The following is a 23,074-nucleotide window of genomic DNA, read 5'->3' on the forward strand; positions in this document are numbered from 1 at the left end:
GGGCGGGGGGCGCGTGCGACGAATCGGAACGTGTGACTGAGGAGCGCGCGCCCCCCGCCCGCCCAGCCGCAGCCCCCTCCGAGACCAAAACCTTCGACCCCACCCGCTGGCAGGATTGGTACGCTGACAAGCACGGGCTGGTCTGCATCCACTCCGGCGTGCTCGACGGCCTAGGCTACCAAGAGGCCGTCAACAAAGTGGCCGAGCTGCTGGCCGCGCAGGGCTTGGGCGAAAAGAAAACCACCTGGCGGCTGCGCGACTGGGGCATCAGCCGGCAGCGCTACTGGGGCACCCCAATCCCCATCATCCACTGCGCCCAGCACGGCGCGGTGCCGGTGCCCGAGCGCGACCTGCCCGTGGTGCTGCCCGAAGACTGCGTCCCCGACGGCAGCGGCAACCCGCTGCTGCGCCACGAAGGCTTTCATGCCGGCGTCACCTGCCCGGTCTGCGGCGCACCCGCGCGGCGCGAAACCGACACCATGGACACCTTCGTCGATTCGTCCTGGTACTACATGCGCTACTGCGACCCCGGCAACGCCCAGGCCATGGTGGGCGAGGGCACGCGCTACTGGATGCCGATGGACCAGTACATCGGCGGCGTGGAGCACGCCATTTTGCACCTGCTCTACGCCCGCTTCTGGACCAAGGTCATGCGCGACCTCGGGCTGGTGCAGGTCGATGAACCCTTCCAGCGCCTGCTCACCCAGGGCATGGTGCTCAACCACATCTACTCGCGCCGCAACCAGCGCGGCGGCAAAGACTACTTTTGGCCGCACGACATCGAACACGTGCTCGACGCCAGCGGCAAAATCGTCGGGGCGCGGCTGATCCATGCCGCCGACAGCGGCGACGGCCGCCTGCCGCCCGGCACGGCCATCGACTACGAGGGCGTGGGCACAATGTCCAAGTCCAAAAACAACGGCGTCGATCCGCAGGACCTGATCGAAAAATACGGCGCCGACACCGCCCGCCTCTACACCATGTTCACCGCCCCGCCCGAGGCCACACTGGAGTGGAACGACGCCGCGGTCGAAGGCAGCCACCGCTTCCTCAAGCGCGTCTGGGCGCTCGGGCAGCAGCTGGCGCAGCTGGATTGGGCCGATTGGGCCGCCGCCAGCCCAGCCAGCGGCGCGCAGCACCTGGCGGATGTCGCCTTCGGGCCGGCGGCCAAGGCGCTGCGGCGCGAAGTCCACAGCCTGCTCAAGCAGATCGACTACGACTACCAGCGCCTGCAGTACAACACCGTGGTTTCGGGCTGCATGAAGTTGAGCAACGCGCTCGAAGCCGCCTTGGCCGAGCAACGCCGCACCGCCCTAAGCCAGACCGGCACCGACCCCAGCCTGGGGCTGGCGCTGGCCGAAGGCATGGGCATTTTGCTGCGCTGCCTCTACCCCGCCACCCCGCACCTGACGCACGCGCTCTGGCAGCAACTGGGCTACGCCGGTCGCTTGGGCGCTTTACTCGACGCCCCTTGGCCCCTGCTTGACCCGCAGGCGCTGGAGCAAGACGAAATCGAGCTGGTGCTGCAAGTCAACGGCAAGCTGCGCGGTGCGCTGCGCGTGAGCGCCCAAGCCGAGCGCGCCGCCATCGAAGCCGCTGCCGTGGCGCACGAGGCGGTGCAAAAATTGGCGCAAGGCGCCGCACCCAAAAAAGTGGTGTGGGTACCGGGGCGATTGGTCAACGTGGTACTCTAATCTGGCCATGCTCACTCCCTTTTGCGCCCCAGCCCCAATCCCTCGGCGCCGCTGGCTGGCGGGCTTGGCGCTGGCCGGCGCGCCGCTGCTGCTGAGCGCCTGCGGTTTCCGGCTGCGTGGTGCCGCTGCCCCCTTGGCCTTTAGCCGGCTGCGCCTGAGCGCACCCGCGCACAGCCCGGTGGCGCGCCTGCTGCGTTCCAGCTTGCAGGCCAGCGGCGTGACGCTGCTGCCAGACGACCCGCTGCCGCCCGGCAGCGCGCCGCCCGAGGTGCTGCTCGACATCGGGCTAGACCAAAGCGAACGCGCCGTTGCCGGCACCACCGCCGCCGGCCAGGTGCGCGAGCTGCAACTGCGCCAGCGCCTGCGCTTTCGCTTGCGCACCTTGGCCGGGCGCGAGCTCATTGCCGACACCGAACTGCTCCAGCAGCGCGAGCTCAGCTTCACCGAGGCCCAAGCATTGGGTAAGGAAGCCGAAGAAGCGCTGCTGTTCCAAGACATGCAGCACGCCTTGGTGCGCCAGTTGATGGCGCGGCTGGCGGCGCTGCGCTCACTCTGATCCACACCATGCAAGTGCGCGTACTGGGTTGTTCCGGGGCCATTGCCCGCGACGCCCGCACCACCTCGTTTTTGCTCGACGAGTGCATCCTGATCGACGCCGGCACCGGTGTGGGCGACCTCACGCTCGAAGAAATGCTGCGCATCGAGCACGTGTTTTTAACCCACTCGCACCTCGACCATATCGCAGCGCTGCCGCTGATGATCGACTCCATGGCCGCCGGCCTGCGCCGCCCGCTGGTGGTGCACGCCCTGCCCGAGACCATCGCCGCGCTGCGCAAGCACATTTTCAACCACGTGATCTGGCCCGATTTTTCGGTCATACCCTCGCCCGAGAAGCCCTTCTTGCGCTTCGAGCCGCTGCAAGTCGGCCAAGTGCACGAGGTGTGTGGCCAGCGCCTGCGGGTGCTGCCGGCCCAGCACAACGTGCCTGCGGTGGGTTACGCGGTCGAAACCCCCAGCGGGCACTGGGCCTTTACCGGCGACACCTGTTCCAACCCGGCCTTCTGGCGCTGCATCAACGAGCTGCCCTTGGCCATGCTGGTGATCGAAACCGCCTTCAGCGAGCGCGAACACCGGTTGGCGCTGCGCAGCCAGCACCTGTGCCCCAGCCTGCTGGCGCAGGAGCTGGCCCAACTCGATATGCGCCGCCACCCCGGGCTGCGCATCGGCATCACCCACACCAAGCCGGCCGAGCGGCCCCAGATCGAGGCCGATGTATCCGCGCTGGGCTTGGCGCAACGCTACCCCCTGGTCTGGCTCGAAGCCGGGCAGCGTTTTGATTTTTGAGATAGGCCTGTCAGGGATAAGCACACCCGCCAAAAAACGCTTATACTGATACCTCCACCAAGGAGATCTCGCCATGCTCAAGTCTGCTGTATTGCTGTTGCTGCTCTCGGCCGTGGCGGCTGCCCAAGCCACGGGAGCCCCCATCGGCTTCGTCAAAACCGTCTCGGGCCAAGCCCAAGTCATCACCGGCCCGCAGGTGCAAACGGCGGTGGTCGGCACCCCCGTGCATCTGGGCAGCGTGCTGCGCACCGGTGCGCGCAGCAGCTTGGGCGTGACCTTGCGCGACGAAACCGTGATGTCTTTCGGCCCCAACACCGAACTCACGGTCGATGAGTTTGTCTATGCGCCGGCCCAGCGCGAAGGCCGACTGAGCACCCGCTTGGCGCGCGGCACGCTCAACTACGTCTCGGGCGCAATTGCGCGCCACCAGCCCGAAAACGTGCAGGTGCGCACCCCCACCGGCACCATCGGCATCCGCGGCACCCACTTCGTGGTCGAAGTGGATGAGGTCACCGGTCAAATCAGCGCGCGCTGATCACCACGCGCCGGTTGCGCCCTTCGCGCACGCCGTCGGGGGTGGGCACCTCTAGCAGGCGCTCACCAAAGCCTTCGATGGCAATCACCACGTCTTGCAGGCCGCTGGCGCGCAAGCGCTGAGCGATCGCTTGTGCCCGACGCAGCGCCAGCGCCTCGTTCAACCGCGTCGATCCAATGGTGTCGGTGTGCCCCGCCACCGTCAGGTCCAGCGCCGTGCGCGCGCGCAGCCGCTGCAGCACCTGCGGCCATTCGGCGGCGCTGGCTTGGGTCAGGTTGACGCTGCCGTCTTGGAAATACAAGGTAAAGCGCTCCGGCCGTTGCGGCTGGGCAGCAAGCGCGTCGCCAAAATCGCGCCGCACCTGCTCCTCGGGCACCGCCACCGCCGGGGCGGCGCCGGTCAGATCGGTGCCGGCAAAGGCCGCACCCAGCACCTGCTGCCCGGCGCGGCCCGTCACCACCACCTGGCCCACGCTGCCATCGGGGTTGGGCAACAAGACCACGCGGTCGGCGCGCGCTGCGGGCGCGGGCAGCACCAAGCCCGCTTTGATGCGCTCCAGCGATTCCATGTGCGTGACCTGCGCCGGACACAGCGCCGCGGCATCGAAGCCGCTGGGCTGCGCCCCCAGCGCGTCGAGCTCGGCCTGCCCAGCCGGCGCGGCACCAAACTGGGCCACCAACTGACCCATCGAGGCCAGCGTGCGCGCCTCGGCGCGCAGTTGCTCGTGCTGCGCATCGACGTAGGTGCGCGCCGCATCAAAAAACTCGGCCTGGGTATCGAGCACATCGAGCAGGCTGCGCTGCCCAATGTCGAACTGCTGGCGCAAGGCGGTGGCGGATTTTTCCACCGCCAGCCGCTGCGCGTCGGCCAGACGCTGGCGGATGCGCAAGGTCTGCGTCTCGTTAAAAGCAATCGAGAGGTTTTGCTGCACCTGGCGGCAGACCACGTCCATTTCGGCGCGTGAGCGCGACTGCAACTCGGTGGCGCGCTGCAAGGCGGCCGAATCGGCGCCGCCGCGGTACAGGTTGTGCGTTAGCACCAGCTCGGCCACCTGATCGCGGAACTCGCCGCGCACCCCGTCGCGGTTGCGGCTCTCGCTGGCCGACAAGCGCGCCTCGACGCGCGGCATAAAGGCCGCCTGCCGGCCCTCGACCGCCTGCTGCGCCTGCAGCCAGCGGTGGTAGGCGGCGCGCAACTGCGGATTGGCCTCCAGCCCCTGGCGCAACGCCGCCGAGGCCGAGTCCGGCAGCGGCGCCACGCTGCGCCCGTCTGGCCAGGCCGGAAGCTGCGCCGGCGGCAGTTGGCCCACGAAGCGCTGGTAGTTCAACCCCGCCTCGTTAAAGGCCCGGGTCTCGCCCACCAGCGTCGATTCGGCCACCGCTAGGCGCGCCTGCGCCTGCTCGGCGTCCACCCGCCGCCCGACCCCGGCGCGGGTGCGCTCGCCAATGGCATCGAACACCTTGCGGTGCTCGACGTAGTTCTCGGTCGCCAGCGCCACCCGCTGCTGCAGGCGCAGCAGCTCCAGGTAAGCCAGCACCACCTGCAGCGCCACCGCCTCGCTGCTGTTGCGCAAATCAAAATAAGCCGCCAGCTCGGCCTGGCTGGCTTGGCGCATCGCGGCCGAGACCTGCCCGCCGTCGAACAACAACTGGCTCAGATTGACCTGCACCCCGCTCGTCCCCATCCAGGCTGCGCTCTGGGTGGGCGTGCGCCGCTCTTGGCGGCCCAAGTTGGCCTGCAGATCGACTTGGGGTCGCCAACCCGCCGCCGCCAGTGGGGCCTGTTGGCGCGTGGCCTGCAAAGCCCGCCAACGCTCCAGCACCTCCGGGCTTTGCAGCACCGCCGCCTGTGCAGCCTGCACCAGCGGCGCGGGCAAGGGCTGCGGCTGCGGTTGGGATTGGGCGTGGGCCGACGCGGCCGCCAGGCACAGGACAAACCAAATGGGTTGAAAGGGTGGCTTCACGCTAAGCTCCTAGGTAGAGAAATGTGCGCCCAAGCGAAGCGCAGCCGCAGCGTCAGCACCCACGCGCAAAACACCACTCCAAGCAACATTCGCACGCGAGCCCAATACTGTGCTCATAATGATACATGAACGCCCGCGCTTGCGCTGGCAACCCTTCAACCAACGACTGCTCCGCCATGAAACACCTCTACCAGCGCGCCATGGCTTTTTGGTTGTCGCTGTTGGGATTGACCTTGGGCCTGTTGCTGCTGGTGAGCGATCCGCTGCTGCTGCAAGCCCTGCGCTACCAAGTTTTTGACCAGTACCAGCGCTGGTCGCCGCGGGTCTATCAGGCGCAGCCGGTGCGCATCATCGACATCGACGAGGCCAGCTTGCAGCGCATTGGGCAGTGGCCGTGGCCGCGCACCCAAGTGGCCGACATGGTGCAGCGCCTCAACGAGGCCGGGGCGGCCGCAATCGGCCTGGATATCTTGTTCGTCGAACCCGACCGCACCTCGCCGCAGGCGGTGGCGCAACGCTGGCCGCTGGACCCGCAGACCCGCCAAACCCTGCTGCAACTGCCCGACCACGACGCGCTGCTGGGCCAAGCGCTGGCTGATCGGTTTGTGGTGCTGGGATTTTCGCTGCAGCGCGAGCGCCCCGCGCGCCCGGATGAGCGCAAGCCTGCGCTGACGGCGCGCTTTGTCTGGGTCGGGGGCGGCGCGCAGCCCCAAGCCCTGCACGGCTTCGAGTCGGCCGTGGCGGCGCTGGAGGTGCTGGAGCGCCAGGCGGCTGGCAACGGCGCCCTGACCTTCGTCCCCGACGCCGACGGCGTGGTGCGCCGGGTGCCGCTGGTGTTGCGTGTGGGCGATCAGCTCGTGCCCTCGCTGGTCACCGAAACGCTGCGCGTGGGGCTGGATGCGCGCAACGTGCTGCTGCGCAGCGCCGAGCAGGGCCGTGCAGCCGTGGAAGAGGTGCGCATCGGCGACCTCACCCTGCCCACCACGGCCACGGGCGAGCTTTGGCTGCACTACACCGAACCGGTGCCCGAGCGCTACATCCCGGCCTGGAAGCTGCTCGAAGGCCAGGTCGATCCGGCGCTGCTGCAAGGCCACCTGGTGCTGGTGGGCAGTTCGGCGCAGGGCCTTATGGACTTGCGCTTCAACTCGCTGGGCCGCATCATGCCCGGCGTCGAAGCGCACGCGCAGGCGTTAGAGCAAGCCTTGGGCGGACATTTCCTCACGCGCCCGACCTGGGCGCTGGGGCTGGAGGCGCTGCTGCAGGCCATCGGCACGGTGCTGCTGGTGGTGCTGGCCATTTATGCCCGCGCGCTCTGGGCGGCTGCTGCCGGCGCTGTGCTGGTTGGCGCCGCCCTATGGGGCAGTTGGTGGGCCTTTAGCAGCCACGGCCTGCTGCTCAATAGCGTGATACCGGTGCTGGTTTGGAGCGCCGCCTTCGTGGTCGCCAGCCTGGCGCACCACTTTCGCAGCGAGCAGCAGCAGCGCTTCATCAAGCAGGCTTTTGCGCGCTACGTCTCGCCGAACCGGGTCGAATACCTGGTTGAGCACCCGCAAGACCTGAACCTGGGCGGGCAGCGCCAGACTTGCAGCTTTATATTCACCGATCTGGCTGGCTTCACCACCCTGATGGAAAAAATCGACCCCGGCGAGGCGGTCGAGCTGCTCAATAGCTATCTGGAGCAGATGATCGCGATCGCCTTCAAGCACCAGGGCACGCTGGACCGGATCGTGGGCGATGCGGTGGCCATCATGTTCTCGGCCCCGGTGCCGCAACCCGATCACCCGCGCCGCGCGCTGCAATGCGCGCTCGAAATGCACGTTTTTGCCAGCCGCTACGCCAGCGAGCTGCAGGCGCGTGGCATCCCCTTTGGCCACACCCGGCTCGGGGTGCACTCGGGCGAGGTGATCGTGGGCAACTTTGGCGGCAAAGTCATTTTTGATTACCGCGCCTTGGGCGACCCGGTCAACACCGCCGCGCGTCTGGAGAGCGCCAACAAGCAGCTGGGCACCCGCATTTGCGTTTCGGGCCACACCTGGGCCGACTGCGCCGACCTGCCGGCGCGGCCAATCGGGCGCCTGCAGCTCAAGGGCAAAAGCCAAGACTTGGCGGTGTTCGAGCCGCTGTGCGCCGACGTACCCAGCGCCTACGCCCCGCTGGCCGAATACCAGGCCGCGTATGAGGCGCTGGCGCAAGCCGACGAGGAGGCGCTGGCGCGCTTTGCCGACTTGGCCCAGCGCTACCCTGCTGATCCGCTGGTGCGGCTACACCACCAGCGGCTCAGCCAAGGCGAGCGCGGCGATAGGCTGGTGCTGGAGAGCAAGTGAGGCTGCGCCCTGAGCCGCTACACTGCAAACCGCGATGCCCAGCCCCACACCCCCCTTGAACGCCCCGTCCAACACCCCATGACTGCCCAGTTGACCGCCCAGTTGCAGCGCGGCCTCAAGCCCCTCTACACCGTGCATGGCGACGAAGCGCTGCTGGTGCAAGAGGCGGCCGACGCCATACGCGCTGCCGCGCGCGCCCAGGGTTTTCTGGAGCGCAGCGTGTTCGTGGTCAGTGGCGCGCACTTCGACTGGAGCGCGGTGCTGGCCGCGGGCCGCAGCCAGAGCCTGTTTGCCGAGCGCCAGTTGCTGGAGTTGCGCATCCCTTCGGGCAAACCGGGCAAGGAAGGCGCGGCGGCGCTGCAGCAACTGGCTGACTCTGCCGCCCAAAACCCCGACCTGCTCACCTTGGTGTTGCTGCCGCGGCTGGACGCGGCCACCCTCAAAAGCCCTTGGTTCGCGGCCTTGGCGCAGCACGGCCCGGCGCTGCGCATCGAGGCGGTCGAGCGCGCCCAACTGCCGGGCTGGATCGCGCAGCGGCTGCAACTGCAAGGCCAGCGCGTGCCCAGCGGCGCCGAGGGCCAGCGCAGCCTGGATTTTCTGGCCGATCGGGTCGAGGGCAACCTGCTGGCGGCGCACCAAGAAATCCAAAAGCTGGCGCTGCTCTACCCGGCCGGCGAGCTGAGCTTCGAGCAGATCGAGCGCGCCGTGCTCGACGTGGCGCGCCACGACCCCTTCAAGCTCGCCGAAGCGGTGCTCGATGCGCAGCCGCTGCGCGTGCAGCGCATGCTCGACGGCCTGCAAGCCGATGGCAGCGCCGCCGTGCTGGTGCACTGGGCGCTGGCCGAAGACATTCGCGCCCTGTGGCGCGTGAAAAACGAACTCGCACTAGGCAAACCGCTGCCGCTGGCGCTGCGCGAGCAGCGCGTCTGGGGCGCACGCGAAAAGCGCTTCGAGCGCGTGCTGCCCCGGCTGGCGCTGGCGCAGATCGAGCGCTGGCTGCTGGCCGCCCACACCGTCGATGGCATCGTCAAGGGGCTGCGCCACCCCGACTGGCCCGCCGACCCGTGGCAGGCGTTGGGGCGGCTGGCGCAGCAGGTGGCGCAGGGTTGCGCGGCCGCGCGTTAGCTGCCAAGCACGCCGCGCTTCAGTGTGCCTGCGCAGCGTTGCGGCGCTGAAGCCGGCGGTAATCGCTGGGCGACAAACCGGTGTGTTCGCGAAACACCCGGCTGAAATGCGCGCTCTGGTTGAAGCCCCACGACAAGGCAATTTCTGTGATGGTGCGGGCGGTCAATTCCGGGTTGCTCAAATCGCGCATGCACGCCTGCAGTCGCCGCCGCAGGATGTACAGGGCCAAGGTCCCCTCTTCCTCGGTGAAGGCATTGTGCAAGTGGCGCTTGCTGCAGTTGAGCGCCACCGCGATGCGCTCGATGCTAAGCGCCGGGTCACGCAGATGGTGGCCGATGTAACCCCGAATGCGGTCCCGAAAGGCCTCCATCTGCGTGGCACCCGTGGAGCGTCCCGCCAGCTCCAGCAAAGAGAGGCGCACCAGATCGACAATCGCCTCCCCGGCCCCGCGCGCAGCCTGCTCGCTCATGGCCGGCAGCTCCTGCCACGTGCTGCGCATGGCATCTAGGGCCAGCCGCGAAATGCCCTTCGATCCGCCGACGTGGCGCGCCATCAGCGGCTCCAGCCTGAGGCCGCGCTCCAGCAAGTGCGCCTTGGGTAACATGACGATCAGGTGCTCGACCTGCTCCGGGTTGGCCACCTCGTAGCTGCCCGTGGTGTCATAAATGGCCCAGCCACCCGGCCGCACCCAAGCTTGGCGACCGTGCTGCTCGACCGCGGCGCTGCCTTGCCACGGCGCCACAATTTTGAGATAACTGTTTTCAGCCGAGCGCGCCATCTTGCTGCTGCGCATGACGCGGTGCCGGTTGGCCTCCAACTTGGTCAGCACCACCTCGCCGGCTCGGCTCGACAGCACCCGGCCGTCAAAGCCGCTGTCACCGTACAGGTCCGAATCCAAACCCCCAAAATGGCCCGAAATCCAGTCCGCCCAAACCAGCGGCCGCTCCCTGGGCGGGAACATATCGGTGCTCATAGACTGGGACGGGGTCATTACACGCTCCGGGTTGGGTGTGCGGCAAATTATCGGGCGCGCCCTGTGTTTTGGGCGGCTTCTTGGGCTAGGGTAATCCCGAGTCTTGCTGCGCGCATCGTCAAAACACCGTGCACCGTGATGCAAGCGGTGGCGGCAGCAACCTTTTACGATGCACACACCCCGCACACCCATCAGGAGACAAACATGAGCCACCCCACGCGCCGCACCGTCATTCAGGGCAGTGCCGCCGCCCTCGGCACCTTGGCCGTCGCGCCCCCTCTGCTCGCCCAAGCGGCCCAAGCGGCCCCGGTGCGCATCGGCTACTCCATGTCGCGCACCGGCCCCTGGACGGTGGGTGCCCAGACCAGCCAAGAGCCCAACTACATCCTGTGGGCCGAGCAGCAAAATGCCGCCGGCGGCCTCAACGTGCAGGGTGTGCGGCGCCCGATCGAACTGATCGGCGTCGATGACCGCAGCGACATGGAAACCGTGATCCGCACCTACGAGCGCCTGATGGGCAGCGAACGCGTCGATCTGGTGTTGCCGCCCTGGGGCAGCAGCGCCAACTTTGCTGTTGCACCGCTGGCCAACCGCCACGGCTACCCCTTCTTGGCCCCGACCGCACTCTCCCGGCGCTTGGTTGAATTGCGCCTGCCCTTTTTCTTTCTGATGCTGCAACAACCCGCCCCCATGGTCGGCGCGCTGGTGGACATGTTGCGCGCCAACGGGGTGCGCAGCCTGACCTGCATTTATGTCGATGACTTGTTTGGGCTGGAGAACTTTGCCGCCTTGCGCGTGGCCTTGCAGGGCAGCGGCATCGAAATGGTGGAACACCGCAGCTACCCGCTGGGCGTGCGCGATCTGGCCCCGGTGCTGCGCTCCATGAAGGCGCGCAACCCCGATGCCTTTGTCGGCTTCACCTACCCGCCCGACACCGTGCTGGCCAGCCGCCAGTCGCGCGAGATTGCCTTCAACCCGCGTTTCTTCTACGCCTCGGTCGGCACCGCCTTCCCGATGTTCCGCGAAGTCATGACCCCCACCGGCGCCGAAGGCGTGATGGGCATGGGTTCGTGGAACCGCCGCACCAGCCCCGGGGCCCAGGCCTACTTTGACGCCCACGTGGCGCGCCACAACCGCGAGCCCGACCGCTGGGCCAGCGGCCACACCTGGGCGTCGCTGGAAATCCTGAGCGCGGCCGTGGCCCGGGTCGGGCTGGACCGGCGCGCGATCCGCGATTTCGTGGCCGGCAACACGCACCGCACCATCGTGGGCAACATCCGCTTCAGCGGCAGCGAAAACGTGGGCACACCGGGCACGGTGGGCCAATGGCAGCGCGGCGAGTTCGAGGTGGTCTGGCCGCGCGCCGTGGCCACGGCGGCGCTCAACCCGAACAAACCCGCCTGGTAATTTCGCCGGCACCCGCCTGGCGCGGCGGCCCTGCCACGGGCCGCGCCGCGCCTTGGCCCGCACACGCCCACACCCATGTCCATTTCTGCCTGGATCGAGCTGATCGCCTCCGGCCTCATCACCGGCGGCATCTATGCGCTCATTGCCCTGGGGCTCAACCTCCAGTACGGGCTGATGCGCATCCTCAACATCGCCCACGGCGAGTTTTTATTGGTGGGCGCCTTCCTGACCTGGATGGTGCACACCAATTTTGGTATCTCGCCGCTGCTGATGCTGCCCCTGACCTTTGGCTTGATGCTGTTGCTGGGCTGGGGGGTGCACTGGCTGTGCTTCCGGCCCCTGACGCAGACCTCGCCCAACCTGGACGTGTTCGAGGCGCGCGGCCTGATGGTGGCTTTCGGGATGATGTTTTTGGTCAAGAGTTTCGTCACCTTTGTTTGGGGTGGCGACATCCGCGGCTACGACTACCTGTCGCAGCCGGTGCACTTGGGTTTTGGCCAGTTTGCGCTCAACAAGCTGCTGATCTTCGTGCTGGCGCTGCTGTTTTGCGCTGCCCTGATCGTGCTGCTGCGCCTGACCCTGCTGGGCAAGGGCGTGCGTGCGCTGATGCAATCGCCCGTGGGGGCGCAACTGGTGGGCATCGACACCAAGCGGCTGCATCCGCTGATGTTCGGCATCGGCCTGGCGCTCTCGGGTGTGGCCGGCGTGCTGCTCTCGATGGCCTACACCATCAGCCCCGACATGGGCCAAGCCTTCACCATCACGGCCCTGATCGTCATTGCCTTGGGCGGTTTTGGCAGCATGGGCGGGGCGCTGGTGGGCGGCCTGCTGCTGGGGGTGATCGAAGCCATCGCCATGCATTACACCAGCCCCTCGCTCAAGGCGCTGCTGTCTTATCTGGTTTTCATCGGCGTATTGGTGTTGCGCCCTGAAGGTTTGTTTACACGCAAGGGGCGCAAGGCATGAACTCTAGACAAACGCTGCTGCGTGATGTGCTGATCCTATTTGGGCTGGCCGGCTGGGCCGTGGCCTTGCCCGGCTTTGCCAGCGAATTCGTGCTGTCGATGGCCCTGACCTGCCTGATGTACGTGGCGCTGTCAACCAGTTGGGCGCTGTTTTGCGGCACCACGCGCTACCTCTCGCTGGCCACGGCGGCCTTCTTCGGCGTCGGCGCCTACACCAGTGCGCTGCTGGTCGAGACCTTCCCCTGGTGGCAAGTGGTGGCGCTGGGGGCCTTGGTGGCGGCGCTGCTGGCGGTGCTCATGGGCGCCCTGGTGCTGCATTTGCGTGGCACCTACTTTGCCATCCTGACCTTTGGCATGACCGAGCTGATCCGCCACTCCATCACCTTCTACGAGAGCACGGTCACCGGCACCGTGGGGCGCATGATGCTGACGGTGCCCGACAGCAGCACGGTCTATTACACCGTGCTGCTGCTGGCCGTGACGGCGATGGCAACCTCGATCGCGGTGCGGCGCACCCGCTTTGGGCTGGCCATGATGGGCATCGGCTCTGATGAGCAACGCGCCCAGACCTTGGGGGTGAACACCCGTCTCGTCAAGATCGGCGGCTTTGCCATCACCGCCGCCTTTGCCGGGGCCGTTGGGGCGGCGATGGCGGTGCGCTGGACCTACATCGACCCGAGCACCGTGTTCAACCCCTTCATTGGTTTTCAGACCGTGCTGATCGCGCTCATAGGCGGCGCCATGACGCTCTGGGGGCCGCTGCTGGCCGCGATCCTCTTTAGCATCCTGGCGGAAACGCTGCGGCTGCAGGTGCCCGAGCTGTACATGATGTCGCTCGGCCTGTTGCTGATCCTGTTCGTGCTCTACCTGCCCGGCGGGCTGGCCTCGGTGCGCTGGTTCATGCTGCGCGACGCCTGGTGCGCCCTACAGGCCGGCTGGCGCGAGCGCCGCTACCGATGGAGCGGCCAGCAGGCGCGCGACGAGGCGCGGGCACGCCAGCGCGCCCGGGAGCGCCGCCATGTCTGAGCTGCACCCTCAAAACCACCTACCGCCCCTGCTGGAGGCGCGTGAAGTCACGGTGCGCTTTGGCGGCCTGACCGCCGTCGACGGGGTCGATGCGGTGTTTCGCGCCGGCGAACTGGTGGGCATCATCGGCCCCAACGGGGCCGGCAAAACCACCTTTTTCAACGCCATCTCGGGCGTGCTGCGCCCCACCAGTGGCCAACTGTTGGCCGATGGACACAACTTGATCGGCCAAAACCCACACCGCTTTGCCGCGCACGGCATTGCCCGCACCTTTCAGACGCCGCGCGTGTTCTCTGAAATGTCGGTGCGCGACAACGTCGAGTTTGGCCTCAAGTTTGCCGGTCGCCGGCCCAGAAAATGGGTTTTTTGGGGCCCCGAGGCGCGCGTGCCATGGGCCTTGCGCACGCCCGAGAGCATTCTGGAGCTGATCGGTCTGCTGCACCTGAGCGAGCTCCCGGCCGCAGCCATCACGCCCTCGCAGCAGCGCCTGCTCGAAATCGGCATGGCGCTGGCGACGCGGCCACGGCTGCTGCTGCTCGATGAAGTGGCCGCCGGCCTGACCGAGTCCGAACTCGAAAACATGGCGCAACTGATCCGGCGCATCCGCGACGAACTCGATTTGAGCGTGATCTGGATCGAACACGCCGTCACCACGCTGCTGCGCCACGTCGAGCGCGTGATCGTGCTGCACCAAGGGCGCAAGATTGCCGACGCCACCCCGGCCGAGGTGGTGCGCAACCCAGACGTGATCGAGGCCTACCTAGGCGACGAGATGGAGAACGCCACATGATGTGGTACCGCAACACCCCCTTCAACTTGGGCGAGCAAGACGCCGCCCGCCTGTGGGTCGAGGATTTGGGCGCCGGCTATGGCAATTTTCTGGTGCTGCGCAACCTCTCGTTTGAGGTGCTGCCCGGCCTGACCGTGATCCTGGGCCCCAACGGTGCGGGCAAATCGACCCTGCTCAAGGCCCTCAACGGCCTGATCGGGCGCAGCGGCCACGTCTGGCTCGATGATGCCGAGCTGCCCAGCAAAACACACGAGATCGTTCGCTCCGGGGTCGTGCTGGTGCCCGAAGGCCGCCAGTTGTTCCCCCAGTTGACGGTGCGCGAAAACCTGGAGCTCGGCGGCTGGCTGGTGCCCAAGGGCCTGCGCGCCCAGCGCCTGGAGCAGGCCTTCATCGACTTCCCCAAGCTCAAGGAACGCGCCAGCCAACTGGCCGGCACCATGAGCGGTGGCGAGCAGCAGATGGTGGCGGTGGCGCGCGCCATGATGAGTGCGCCCCGGCTGTTGATGCTCGATGAACCCTCGCTCGGGCTGGCACCGCGCATGGTCGATGAATTGCTGCACATCGCACGCCGCATCGCCGACAACGGCACCACCGTGCTGATGGTGGAGCAAAACGTGAAAAAGGCGCTGGCGGTGGCCGACCGCGGCTATGTGATGGAGCGCGGCACCTTGGTCGCCAGCGGAGCGGCCAAACTGCTGGCGCGCTCAAGCGTGATCCGTGAGGCCTACCTCGGTGCCGCCGCAGCCCCCGCCACCCCTCGGGCGGCCGCAGCCACCAAGGCCGCTGCGTAGGCGCCACAGCCCGCACCCGATCCGCCCCCCCACCGTCATTTTTTATCGCTGTTTTTTCTGGAGCCCAAAATGTCTGATTTGTCCATGCTGATCAACGGCCTCAAAGTGAGCGCCGAGCGCGGCGCCACCTTCGAGCGCCGCAACCCGCTCGACGGCACCGTGGCGACACGGGCCCCGGCGGCCTCGCCGGCCGACGCGGTGCTGGCCGTGGAAGCCGCCGCCGAAGCCTTCAAGAGCTGGAGCCAGGTCGGGCCCAACGCACGCCGCGCCCTGCTGCTCAAGGCCGCCGACGCCCTGCAAGCCAAAACCCCGGCCTTCATCGAGGCCATGGCCGCCGAAACCGGCGCCACCGGCCCTTGGGGGGGCTTCAACGTGATGCTGGCCGCCGGCATGATCCGCGAAGCCGCTGCGCTCACCACCCAAGTGGCTGGCGAGGTGATCCCGTCCGACGTACCCGGCAGCTTGGCCATGGGCATGCGCCAGCCGGCCGGGGTGGTGCTGGGCATTGCGCCGTGGAATGCGCCCGTCATTCTGGGCGTGCGCGCCATCGCCACCCCGCTGGCGTGCGGCAACACGGTGGTGTTCAAAGGCAGCGAAAACTGCCCGCGCACCCACGCCCTGATCGTGGAAGCCTTCCAGGAAGCGGGCTTTGCGCCCGGCGTCGTCAACTACCTCACCAACGCCCCGGCCGATGCCGCCGAGGTGGTCGATGCCATGATCGCGCACCCGGCGGTGCGGCGCGTCAACTTCACCGGCAGCACCCGGGTTGGCAAGATCATCGCCGTCACCTGCGCGCGCCACCTCAAGCCGGTGGTGCTCGAACTCGGCGGCAAGGCGCCGTTGATCGTGCTCGATGACGCCGACCTCGAAGACGCCGTCAACGCCGCCGCCTTTGGCTGCTTTGCCAACAGCGGCCAGATCTGCATGAGCACCGAGCGTGTGATCGTCGATCAGAAAGTGGCCGACGAGTTCGTGCGCCGCTTTGCCGACAAGGCCAAGGCGCTGCCACTGGGCGACCCGCGCAAGCCCGATCCGGTGGTGCTGGGCTCGGTGATCGGCATGAACACCGTGCACCACTGCAACGAGTTGATCGACGATGCCCTGGCCAAAGGGGCCAAGCTGCTCTGCGGCGGCAAGGCCGACAGCACCCTGATGCCGGCCACCTTGCTCGACCACGTGACGCCGGCCATGCGCATCTACCATGAAGAGACCTTCGGCCCGGTCAAGTGCATCGTGCGCGTCAAAGACACGCAGCAGGCCGTGGCCTGCGCCAACGACAACGAGTACGGCCTCTCGGCCGCCGTTTTCGGCGCCGATCTGGCGCGCGCCTTCAACGTGGCGCGCCAGATCGATTCCGGCATTTGCCACGTCAACGGCCCCACGGTGCACGACGAGGCGCAAATGCCCTTTGGCGGCGTCAAGGGCTCGGGGCTGGGTCGCTTTGGCGGCAAGGCCGGGGTGGCCGAATTCACCGAACTGCGCTGGATCACGCTGCAAACCACGCCACGCCACTACCCGTTTTGACCGGCCGTTGCCCGGTTGACCATGCATCCACCCCCACACCCGACCGCCTTGCAGACCACCCTTCATTTGTTGCTGGCCCAAGCGCGCGGACTGGGTCGATTTTCATGGTAGATTGACTTGAGTTGAGGCAGATCAAGACCGGCCCGGCTGGCTGACCCTCCAACGTGCGACCCTTTTTTCAACACAACGCGCCCGCTCTGACTGGCGCACGGAGACAAACATGAACCAAGCCATACGCCATTCCCGCCGCCACATGCTCGCTCTGGGCGCGGGGCTTGCCTTGAGCGCGCCGCTGTTGCCCGCGTGGGCGCAGTCTTTTCCGACTCGGCCAATGCGCCTGCTCGTCAACTTCGCCCCCGGCAGCACACCCGACATCGTGGCGCGATCGGTGGGGCAACAAATGTCGCAGTCGCTGGGCCAGCCCGTGGTCGTCGAAAACCGCTCGGGCGGCGCCGGCATGATCGGCCTGAACGCCCTGCACACCTCCACACCCGACGGCTACACGCTCGGGCTCATCGCCGGCAGCACCATGGTCATCGGCCCGCACTTGGTGCGCCTGGCCTACGACCCGCTGCGCGAGATGGTTCCGGTGGCAGCGGCGGCGCGTTTCGAGCTGTTCCTGGTCACCCGCGCCGGCCTGCCCTTCGACGACTACGCCGGTTTCTTGCGCCACCTGCGCGCCAACCCGGGCCGCCTCAATTTCGGCTCGCCCGGCAACGGCAGCTCACCCCACATCGCCGCCGAGATGCTGCTGGCTGCGACCAACACCCAGGCCACACACATCCCTTACCGTGGCTCGGCCGACGTCATGCAGGCCCTGCTGGCCGGTACGATCGATTGGGCCTTCGATCCGGGCGTCACATTCCCGCATGTGCGCGCCGGTCGCCTGAACATGCTGGCCGTGACCGGGCAGCGCCGTGTCGAGCAGTTCGCCAACGTGGCGACCTTGCGCGAACTGGGGCTGCCCGATTTCGATGTCGGCACCTCGCATGGCTTCTGGGCTCCGCCTGGCACGCCGGCACCGATCGTCGAACGACTCAACCGCGCGATCAACAGCGCGCTGCTGGTGCAAGGTGTGATCGACCCGATTCGCGGCTTCGGCGCCGAACCGACGCCATTGACGCCGGCACAGTTCCTCGCGCTGTCGCGCTCGGACAGCGAGCGCTACGGGCGCGTCGTGCGCGAGCGCAACATCACTGCAGACTAAGGAGACCGCGCACCGTTTCAGGTGCGAGGCGGCGCCTGCTCGGCCTGCAGCAGGCGCTCGATCAGGCGGCGGGCGTGCGCGCCGCCGGCGTCGATGTTGAGGGTGAGCAGCTTGCGCGCCGGATGGGCGCTCAGGTTGAGCTGCTGGCGCTCCAGCATCTCTAAGTCTTCGGCGAAGATTTTGCCTTGGCCGTCGCGAATCTGCTCGGTCAGGGCCGCATCGTGCGGGTTGAACTGGCGCGCCATGCCCCAGTGGTACCACATCGAGTGCTCGGTTTCGGGGGTGATGAAGTCCACCACCACGGCGTACACCTTGTGCGCATCCGGGGCGTTGTAGCCGCCATGGCCGGCGTGCGCCACCCCGACCTCGATCATCACGTGGCTGGGCGGGGTGAAGCGGCAGATCTGCCAGCGGTCCACCGGCACCTCGTCGGCCAGCCCCTTGGCACGCAAGGCGGCGCGCCAGAACGGCGGCGCGGGGATGTGTTGCATGAAGCGGCTGGTCACCACCATTTGCCCCTCGACCGTGGTCTCGCACGGGGTTTCGTCGATTTCCGGCTGCCCGATGCTGGTCGCATGCACGTAGGTCTCGTGCGTGAGGTCCATCAGGTTGTCGATCATCAGGCGGTAGTCGGCCCGCACGTGGTAGAGCCCGCCGCCGTAGGCCCACTGCGGGTTGTCGTACCAGTCAAAGTGGGGGATTTGGGCCGGGTCGGCCAAGCTGGCCTGGCCGGGCCAGACCCAGATGAAGCCGTAGCGCTCTTGCACCGGGTAGCTTTGGATGGCGGGAAATTTTTGCACGCGCTGCCCCGGCATGGCCACCGTGTGGCCGTCGCGGCCCATTTCCAGCCCGTGGTAGCCGCACGTCAGCTTGCCCTGGCACAGCTTGCCCAATGAGAGCGGCGCGCCCCGGTGCGGACAAAAGTCCTCCAGCGCCGCCACCTGCCCGTGCTCGTCGCGGTAGAACACGATTTTTTGCTTGCAGATGGTGCGCCCGAGCAGGCGCCCATCGATCTCGTGGGCGCTGCAGGCCACGTACCAGGTATTTTTTAGGAACATGCAAACTCCTTCATTCAGCATACTGAATGAATGCCACTGTAGCGAATCCAGCGCCTCAGATCAAGGGCCTTGCGCTAGGGGTTATCCCGATGCGCCGGTGCCGCCTGGGCGGGCAGGCGCAGCAATTGGCGCAGCAGGCGCATCAACTCCGCCTGTTCAGCCGCCTCCAGCGGCTGCAGCAGTTGAGCGCTCATGGTTTGGGCCTTCTGCAGCATGGCGAGCAGCAGGCCCCGGCCGGCTTCGGTCAAGCACAGGCTGCGCTGGCGCCGTGGCAAGCGCTCGCGCACGATCCAGCCCTTTTGCTCCAGTCGCACCGCAATGTCGGCGGTGGTAGAAGTGTCTAGATCGACCAGCCCGGCCAAGGTCACTTGGTCGATGCCGGGGTGGTCGAGCAAGGCCCGCAGGATGGCGTACTGCACCGGCGTGACTTGCCGGCCCTGCACCCCATAGAAAACCGCCACGGCGGTCTGGTGCGCGCGCCGGATCAAATGCCCCGGCTCGGCATACAAAGCGGGCATCCCGCCCGGCGCTGGAGCGGGGGCGGGCGCGGCGGGCGGCTCGGCCTCGATGGCAGCGGCCAATTCGTCCACCCAGAGCGCGAAGTCGATGTCGCGCAGGCTCAGCCCGCCCACCTCGTGGGTGGTGAAGGCCAGATCGACCCGGTTGTAGACGTTGGACCACTCGGGGTGGTGGTTGCGCTGCTCGGCCGCCAAGGCGACCCGGCTCATGAAGCCAAAGGCGGCATTGAAATCCTTGAACACGAAGCGCCGCTCCACCGCCTGACGCGGCGGGTTGAAGTGCCAGTGCGGCAGCCGCTCGAGCTGGGTTTGCAGGGCGGCGCCTTTGAGCTTGGGCATGGTGGGTGTCGGCTGGTGTTTGACTGCTTGGGGGCACAGGGGAGGCGTGACGCAGCAAGTGTAGTCAAAGGCAAGCAGACTCACAACCCGTTCGCGGCGTGGGTCTGGCTGCGCTACACTGCAAAGGCGCTCGCTCCTCAGCCACCCCAATCGGAGACAAAACCATGCACCCAGGCAAACATTTGCTGCTGGCCGCCTGCGCCGCAGCCACCTTGGGCAGCGCGCAAGCCCAAGAGGGGACGTTTCAAACCCTGTCCCTCACGCCCGAGACCGCCCTAAAGGCGGCGCAGGCGGCGCTGGCGCACTGCCGCGCGCAAGGGTTTCAGGCCACCATCGCGGTGGTTGATCGCGCCGGCCTGACCCAGGTGCTGCTGCGCGACCGCTTTGCCGGCCCGCACACCGTGAGCGTGGCCGCCGACAAGGCCTGGACGGCCGTGAGCTTTCGCAACTCCACCACCGAGCTGGCGCGCGAATCGCAGGCCGGCAGGCCCATGAGCGGCCTGCGCTCGCTGCCGCGCTTCATGGCCGTCGGGGGCGGCCTGGTGATCGAGGCCGGCGGGCGCATCATGGGCGCCATCGGTGTCTCGGGCGGCCCCGGTGGCGACGCCGACGACACCTGCGCCAAGGCCGGCATTGCGGCGATTGCCGACTCGATCGAGTTTTGAACCCCTAAACCCGCTCGGCCAGGGTCAGACCGCCGCTGGCCCGCCGCAAGCGCCAAACACCTGCGCCCACAGCGCGCGCACCGCTGCGCTGTGCTCGGCCACCAGCGCCGGGTCGATCTGCGTGCTGGCTTCATCCAGCCGGGCCCGGTGCTGGCGCTGGCGCAAGGCGCGGTAAGCGCGCGCCGCCGCCTGCCCCATGCCAGCGGGCAACAAGGCAACTTGCTCGGCAGCCTGCAGCAAGGCGATGTTGCCGCTGTTGCGGCGCAGTTCCGGGTGTGCAGCGGCGTGTGCCAGCACCAGGTGCTGCACCACGAACTCCACATCGACCATGCCGCCCGGGCTGTGTTTGATGTCAAACAGCCCCGCGCGCACCGGGTGCGCTTGGCGCAAACGCTCGCGCATGGCGCAGATTTCGGCCGCCAGCGCGGCGTGCTCGCGCGGCGCCGTCAGCACCGCCTGGCGCACCGCCTCGAAGCGCTGCGCCAGGTCGGGCGGGCCGAGCACGCAGCGGGCGCGCGTGATGGCCTGGTGCTCCCAGGTCCAGGCGGTGTTGCTGCCGCGGTTTTGCTGGTAGTTCTGGAACGCCTCGAAGCTCGTCACCAGCAAGCCCGAGCTGCCGTTGGGGCGCAGCGCGGTGTCGATCTCGTACAGATCGCCCTCGCCGGTCTTGACCGTGAGCCAGTTGATGAGCTTGCGCACCAGGGTGGCGTAGACCTCGCTGGCGCGCTCGTCCGGGTCGTCGTAGACGAACACGATGTCGAGGTCGCTGCCGTAGCCCAGCTCTTTGCCGCCGAGCTTGCCGTAGCCAATGATGGCGCAGCGCGGCTCTTCGCGGTGGCGCTGCTTCAGGCGCTGCCAGCACCAGCGCCCGGTCACGCGCAGCACCGCGTCGGCCAAGGCGCTCAGGTCGTCGGCCACCTGCTCGACCGTCAGCACGCCTTCGACGTCGCGCGCCAGCGTGCGAAACACCTCCGCGTGGTGGGCGCGGCGCAGCAGGTCGAGCAGCCCTTCTTCGTCGTCTTCGCCGCTGGCGGCCAGCGCCTGCCGGCGCGCCTCGAGGTCGGCCTCAAACTGCGGTGCCTCGAAGCGCTCTTGGTACAGCTGCTGCCCGGCCAGGTCGTCGATCACGCCCGGGTGGCGCAGCAGGTAGCGCGCCGGCCACTGCGCCGCCCCCAGCATGCGCAGCAGCCGCTCATGCACCGCCGGGCGCTCTTGCAACAGCGCTAGGTAGCTCTCGCGGCGCAGCAGCGGCTCCATCCAGTCGCACAGGCGCAGCGCGGCGCTCTCGCTCACCCGCCCGGCCTCGAGCCACGCCCCGGTGCGTTGCAGCAGCCGCAGCAAGCGCTGGCGCGCGCTCTCGCGCAAGCCCTGCACGCGCGGCGACTCGGCCCACTGCGCCACCCGCAGCGCCAGCCCGGGGGGCAGTTGCCCGAGCACGGTTTGCAAGTCGTCGGCGCTCGCCGGCGCATGGCCGTTGCAGCCCTTGCCATTGCAGGGCAGCGCGCCGGCGCCGAGCAGGGTGTCGAACTCTTGCGCCACCAGCTCGCGCTGGGCGTCGAGCACACACAAAAAGCCGGCGGTGTCGGCAAAACCCAGCGTCTGGGCGATCCAGTGCAAGTCGTCGTCGCGGGTGGGCAGCAGGTGGGTTTGCTGGTCGTCCAGGTACTGGATGCGGTGCTCCACCTTGCGCAGCAGCTCGTAAGCCTGCCCCAACGCGGCGGCCTTGGCCTCGGGCATCAGGCCGGCACGCACCAGCCGCGTCAGCGCCTCCAGCGTGGCGCGGGTGCGCAGCTCGGGGAATTGGCCGGCCCGCACCACCTGCAACAACTGCACCGTGAACTCGATCTCGCGGATGCCCCCGCGCGAGAGCTTGACATCGTGCAAGCGGCCCGGATGACCGGCCGCCCGTTTGGCGGCGTGGTCCCGAATTTGCTTGTGCAGGCTGCGCAGCGCCTCAAAGACGCTGTAGTCGAGGTAGCGCCTAAACACAAAGGGCTGCACCAAGGCGCGCAGGGCTTGCGGGGTGTCGGCCTCAAGGGCTTGCAGCGGCGCCACCACCCGGCTTTTGAGCCAAGCAAAGCGCTCCCACTCGCGCCCCTGCACCAAAAAATACTCTTCCAGCGCATCGAGCGAAAGCGCAGGCGGACCCGAATTGCCGTTGGGCCGCAGCGCCAAATCGACTCGAAACACCTGACCGTGCTCGGTGTTGTCGCCGATCAGGCCAAAAATGCGCTTGACCGCCTTGGCGAAATACTCGTGGTTGCTGATGCGCCCGCGGCCCAGTGCGTTGCCCAGCGTTTCCCCATCTTGGTCGTAGATGTAGATGAGGTCGATGTCGCTCGACACATTGAGCTCGCGCGCCCCCAGCTTGCCCATGCCCACGATCCACAACTGGGCCCGCCGCAAAGGGCCTGTGGGGGCTGGTGCAGCCGAGCCGTCGGGGCAGGTGGGCGCTCCGTGCTGCTCGTCGAGTTCGAGCAGCGCCTGCTGCAGGGCGGTGTTGAGCGCCAGCTCGGCCAGGTCGGTCATGGCCCCGGTGACCACCGCCAAGGGGGCCTCGTGCTCGACATCGAGCACCGCCAGCCGCTCCAGCACCAGGTGGCGCAACACCCGCAGGGCCGCAGGCACATCCAGACCCGTCTGCTGCAGCGCGGCCAGCGTTTGGCGCATTGTGGCGGCACTGGGCGGGCCCGGCGGCAGCAGCGCCAATTCGGCAGCGTAGCGGCGCCGGATGCGCTGCACGAAGCGCGAATGGGCCGCCGCTTCGAGAGGTTTTGATACAAATCGATCCGGGCCGGCAGGGGCCAAAGAGGCGCTGACCATCAT

General features: G+C 67.7%; 19 protein-coding genes and 1 pseudogene. 14 read left to right on the forward strand and 6 right to left on the reverse strand.

All coding sequences use genetic code 11. The features are described from left to right. From SRAH_RS02620 to SRAH_RS02635, 4 genes are all read left to right on the forward strand, one after another. Positions 1 to 1,694 (forward strand): class I tRNA ligase family protein (locus SRAH_RS02620; protein ID WP_149028908.1); only part of this gene is annotated, 1,694 nt, incomplete at its 5' end. Between the two features lie 7 nt (positions 1,695 to 1,701). Then, positions 1,702 to 2,250, forward strand: a complete 549-nt coding sequence (locus tag SRAH_RS02625; protein ID WP_149028909.1) for an LPS-assembly lipoprotein LptE — start codon at positions 1,702 to 1,704, stop codon at positions 2,248 to 2,250. 8 nt (positions 2,251 to 2,258) lie between these two features. Further along, positions 2,259 to 3,038 (forward strand): MBL fold metallo-hydrolase, encoded by a 780-nt coding sequence (locus tag SRAH_RS02630; protein ID WP_029461802.1) that lies wholly within the window; start codon positions 2,259 to 2,261, stop codon positions 3,036 to 3,038. Positions 3,039 to 3,111: 73 nt separating this feature from the next. Next, the gene (locus SRAH_RS02635; protein ID WP_045475914.1) at positions 3,112 to 3,573 is read left to right on the forward strand and encodes a FecR family protein; all 462 of its coding nucleotides are present in this window, start codon (positions 3,112 to 3,114) and stop codon (positions 3,571 to 3,573) included. Here SRAH_RS02635 and SRAH_RS02640 read toward each other — a convergent pair. Further along, positions 3,560 to 5,536 (reverse strand): TolC family outer membrane protein, encoded by a 1,977-nt coding sequence (locus SRAH_RS02640; protein ID WP_052369055.1) that lies wholly within the window; start codon positions 5,534 to 5,536, stop codon positions 3,560 to 3,562. The genes SRAH_RS02635 and SRAH_RS02640 overlap by 14 nt on opposite strands. Before the next feature lie 176 nt (positions 5,537 to 5,712). Between SRAH_RS02640 and SRAH_RS02645 the strand changes: the two genes are divergently transcribed. Both SRAH_RS02645 and holA read left to right on the forward strand, forming a co-directional pair. Then, entirely contained in the window at positions 5,713 to 7,860 is a 2,148-nt protein-coding gene (locus SRAH_RS02645; protein ID WP_045475916.1) for a CHASE2 domain-containing protein, read from the forward strand. 78 nt (positions 7,861 to 7,938) lie between these two features. After that, positions 7,939 to 8,985, forward strand: a complete 1,047-nt coding sequence (gene holA, locus SRAH_RS02650; RefSeq protein WP_029461806.1) for a DNA polymerase III subunit delta — start codon at positions 7,939 to 7,941, stop codon at positions 8,983 to 8,985. 19 nt (positions 8,986 to 9,004) lie between these two features. On the opposite strand, the gene SRAH_RS02655 is transcribed toward holA, so the two are convergent. Further along, complete coding sequence (locus tag SRAH_RS02655) at positions 9,005 to 9,976, reverse strand: AraC-like ligand-binding domain-containing protein (RefSeq protein WP_029461807.1); 972 nt, start codon at positions 9,974 to 9,976, stop codon at positions 9,005 to 9,007. A 186-nt stretch (positions 9,977 to 10,162) separates the two neighbouring features. On the opposite strand from SRAH_RS02655, the gene SRAH_RS02660 reads away from it, so the two are divergent. The 7 genes from SRAH_RS02660 to SRAH_RS02690 all read left to right on the forward strand — a co-directional run bounded on the left by SRAH_RS02660 (position 10,163) and on the right by SRAH_RS02690 (position 17,668). Further along, the gene (locus SRAH_RS02660) at positions 10,163 to 11,365 is read left to right on the forward strand and encodes an amino acid ABC transporter substrate-binding protein (RefSeq protein WP_029461808.1); all 1,203 of its coding nucleotides are present in this window, start codon (positions 10,163 to 10,165) and stop codon (positions 11,363 to 11,365) included. A gap of 75 nt (positions 11,366 to 11,440) precedes the next feature. Beyond that, entirely contained in the window at positions 11,441 to 12,331 is an 891-nt protein-coding gene (locus tag SRAH_RS02665) for a branched-chain amino acid ABC transporter permease (RefSeq protein ID WP_029461809.1), read from the forward strand. Beyond that, a complete protein-coding gene (locus tag SRAH_RS02670) occupies positions 12,328 to 13,356 on the forward strand; it encodes a branched-chain amino acid ABC transporter permease (RefSeq protein WP_029461810.1) in 1,029 nt (342 codons plus the stop codon). Before SRAH_RS02665 ends, SRAH_RS02670 begins: the two co-directional genes overlap by 4 nt. Continuing rightward, positions 13,349 to 14,146: an ABC transporter ATP-binding protein gene (locus SRAH_RS02675; protein WP_045475925.1), complete on the forward strand. Its 798-nt coding sequence runs from the start codon at positions 13,349 to 13,351 to the stop codon at positions 14,144 to 14,146. Before SRAH_RS02670 ends, SRAH_RS02675 begins: the two co-directional genes overlap by 8 nt. Then, positions 14,143 to 14,937 carry an ABC transporter ATP-binding protein gene (locus SRAH_RS02680; protein ID WP_045475927.1) on the forward strand — a complete coding sequence of 265 codons (795 nt, stop codon included), beginning with the start codon at positions 14,143 to 14,145 and terminating at the stop codon, positions 14,935 to 14,937. The genes SRAH_RS02675 and SRAH_RS02680 overlap by 4 nt, the downstream gene beginning before the upstream one ends. Before the next feature lie 69 nt (positions 14,938 to 15,006). After that, the gene (locus SRAH_RS02685) at positions 15,007 to 16,461 is read left to right on the forward strand and encodes an aldehyde dehydrogenase (RefSeq protein ID WP_029461813.1); all 1,455 of its coding nucleotides are present in this window, start codon (positions 15,007 to 15,009) and stop codon (positions 16,459 to 16,461) included. 220 nt (positions 16,462 to 16,681) lie between these two features. After that, positions 16,682 to 17,668 (forward strand): Bug family tripartite tricarboxylate transporter substrate binding protein, encoded by a 987-nt coding sequence (locus SRAH_RS02690; protein ID WP_029461814.1) that lies wholly within the window; start codon positions 16,682 to 16,684, stop codon positions 17,666 to 17,668. A gap of 17 nt (positions 17,669 to 17,685) precedes the next feature. On the opposite strand, the gene SRAH_RS02695 is transcribed toward SRAH_RS02690, so the two are convergent. The 3 genes and pseudogenes from SRAH_RS02695 to SRAH_RS11910 all read right to left on the reverse strand — a co-directional run. Then, positions 17,686 to 18,726, reverse strand: coding sequence for a Rieske 2Fe-2S domain-containing protein (locus SRAH_RS02695; RefSeq protein ID WP_029461815.1), 1,041 nt, complete (start codon positions 18,724 to 18,726; stop codon positions 17,686 to 17,688). A gap of 74 nt (positions 18,727 to 18,800) precedes the next feature. After that, positions 18,801 to 19,244, reverse strand: coding sequence for a MarR family transcriptional regulator (locus tag SRAH_RS02700; RefSeq protein ID WP_029461816.1), 444 nt, complete (start codon positions 19,242 to 19,244; stop codon positions 18,801 to 18,803). Positions 19,245 to 19,274: 30 nt separating this feature from the next. Then, positions 19,275 to 19,583: pseudogene (locus tag SRAH_RS11910) on the reverse strand (4a-hydroxytetrahydrobiopterin dehydratase); the annotation flags it as partial. 164 nt (positions 19,584 to 19,747) lie between these two features. Here SRAH_RS11910 and SRAH_RS02705 point away from each other — a divergent pair. Continuing rightward, positions 19,748 to 20,248, forward strand: coding sequence for a GlcG/HbpS family heme-binding protein (locus tag SRAH_RS02705; RefSeq protein WP_029461817.1), 501 nt, complete (start codon positions 19,748 to 19,750; stop codon positions 20,246 to 20,248). A 24-nt stretch (positions 20,249 to 20,272) separates the two neighbouring features. Here SRAH_RS02705 and glnE read toward each other — a convergent pair whose 3' ends face one another. Continuing rightward, positions 20,273 to 23,071 (reverse strand): bifunctional [glutamate--ammonia ligase]-adenylyl-L-tyrosine phosphorylase/[glutamate--ammonia-ligase] adenylyltransferase, encoded by a 2,799-nt coding sequence (glnE, locus tag SRAH_RS02710; RefSeq protein WP_232840969.1) that lies wholly within the window; start codon positions 23,069 to 23,071, stop codon positions 20,273 to 20,275. Between the last annotated feature and the right edge of the window lie 3 nt (positions 23,072 to 23,074).

It is taken from the genome of Serpentinimonas barnesii, assembly GCF_000696225.1.
Lineage (GTDB): Bacteria > Pseudomonadota > Gammaproteobacteria > Burkholderiales > Burkholderiaceae_C > Serpentinimonas > Serpentinimonas barnesii.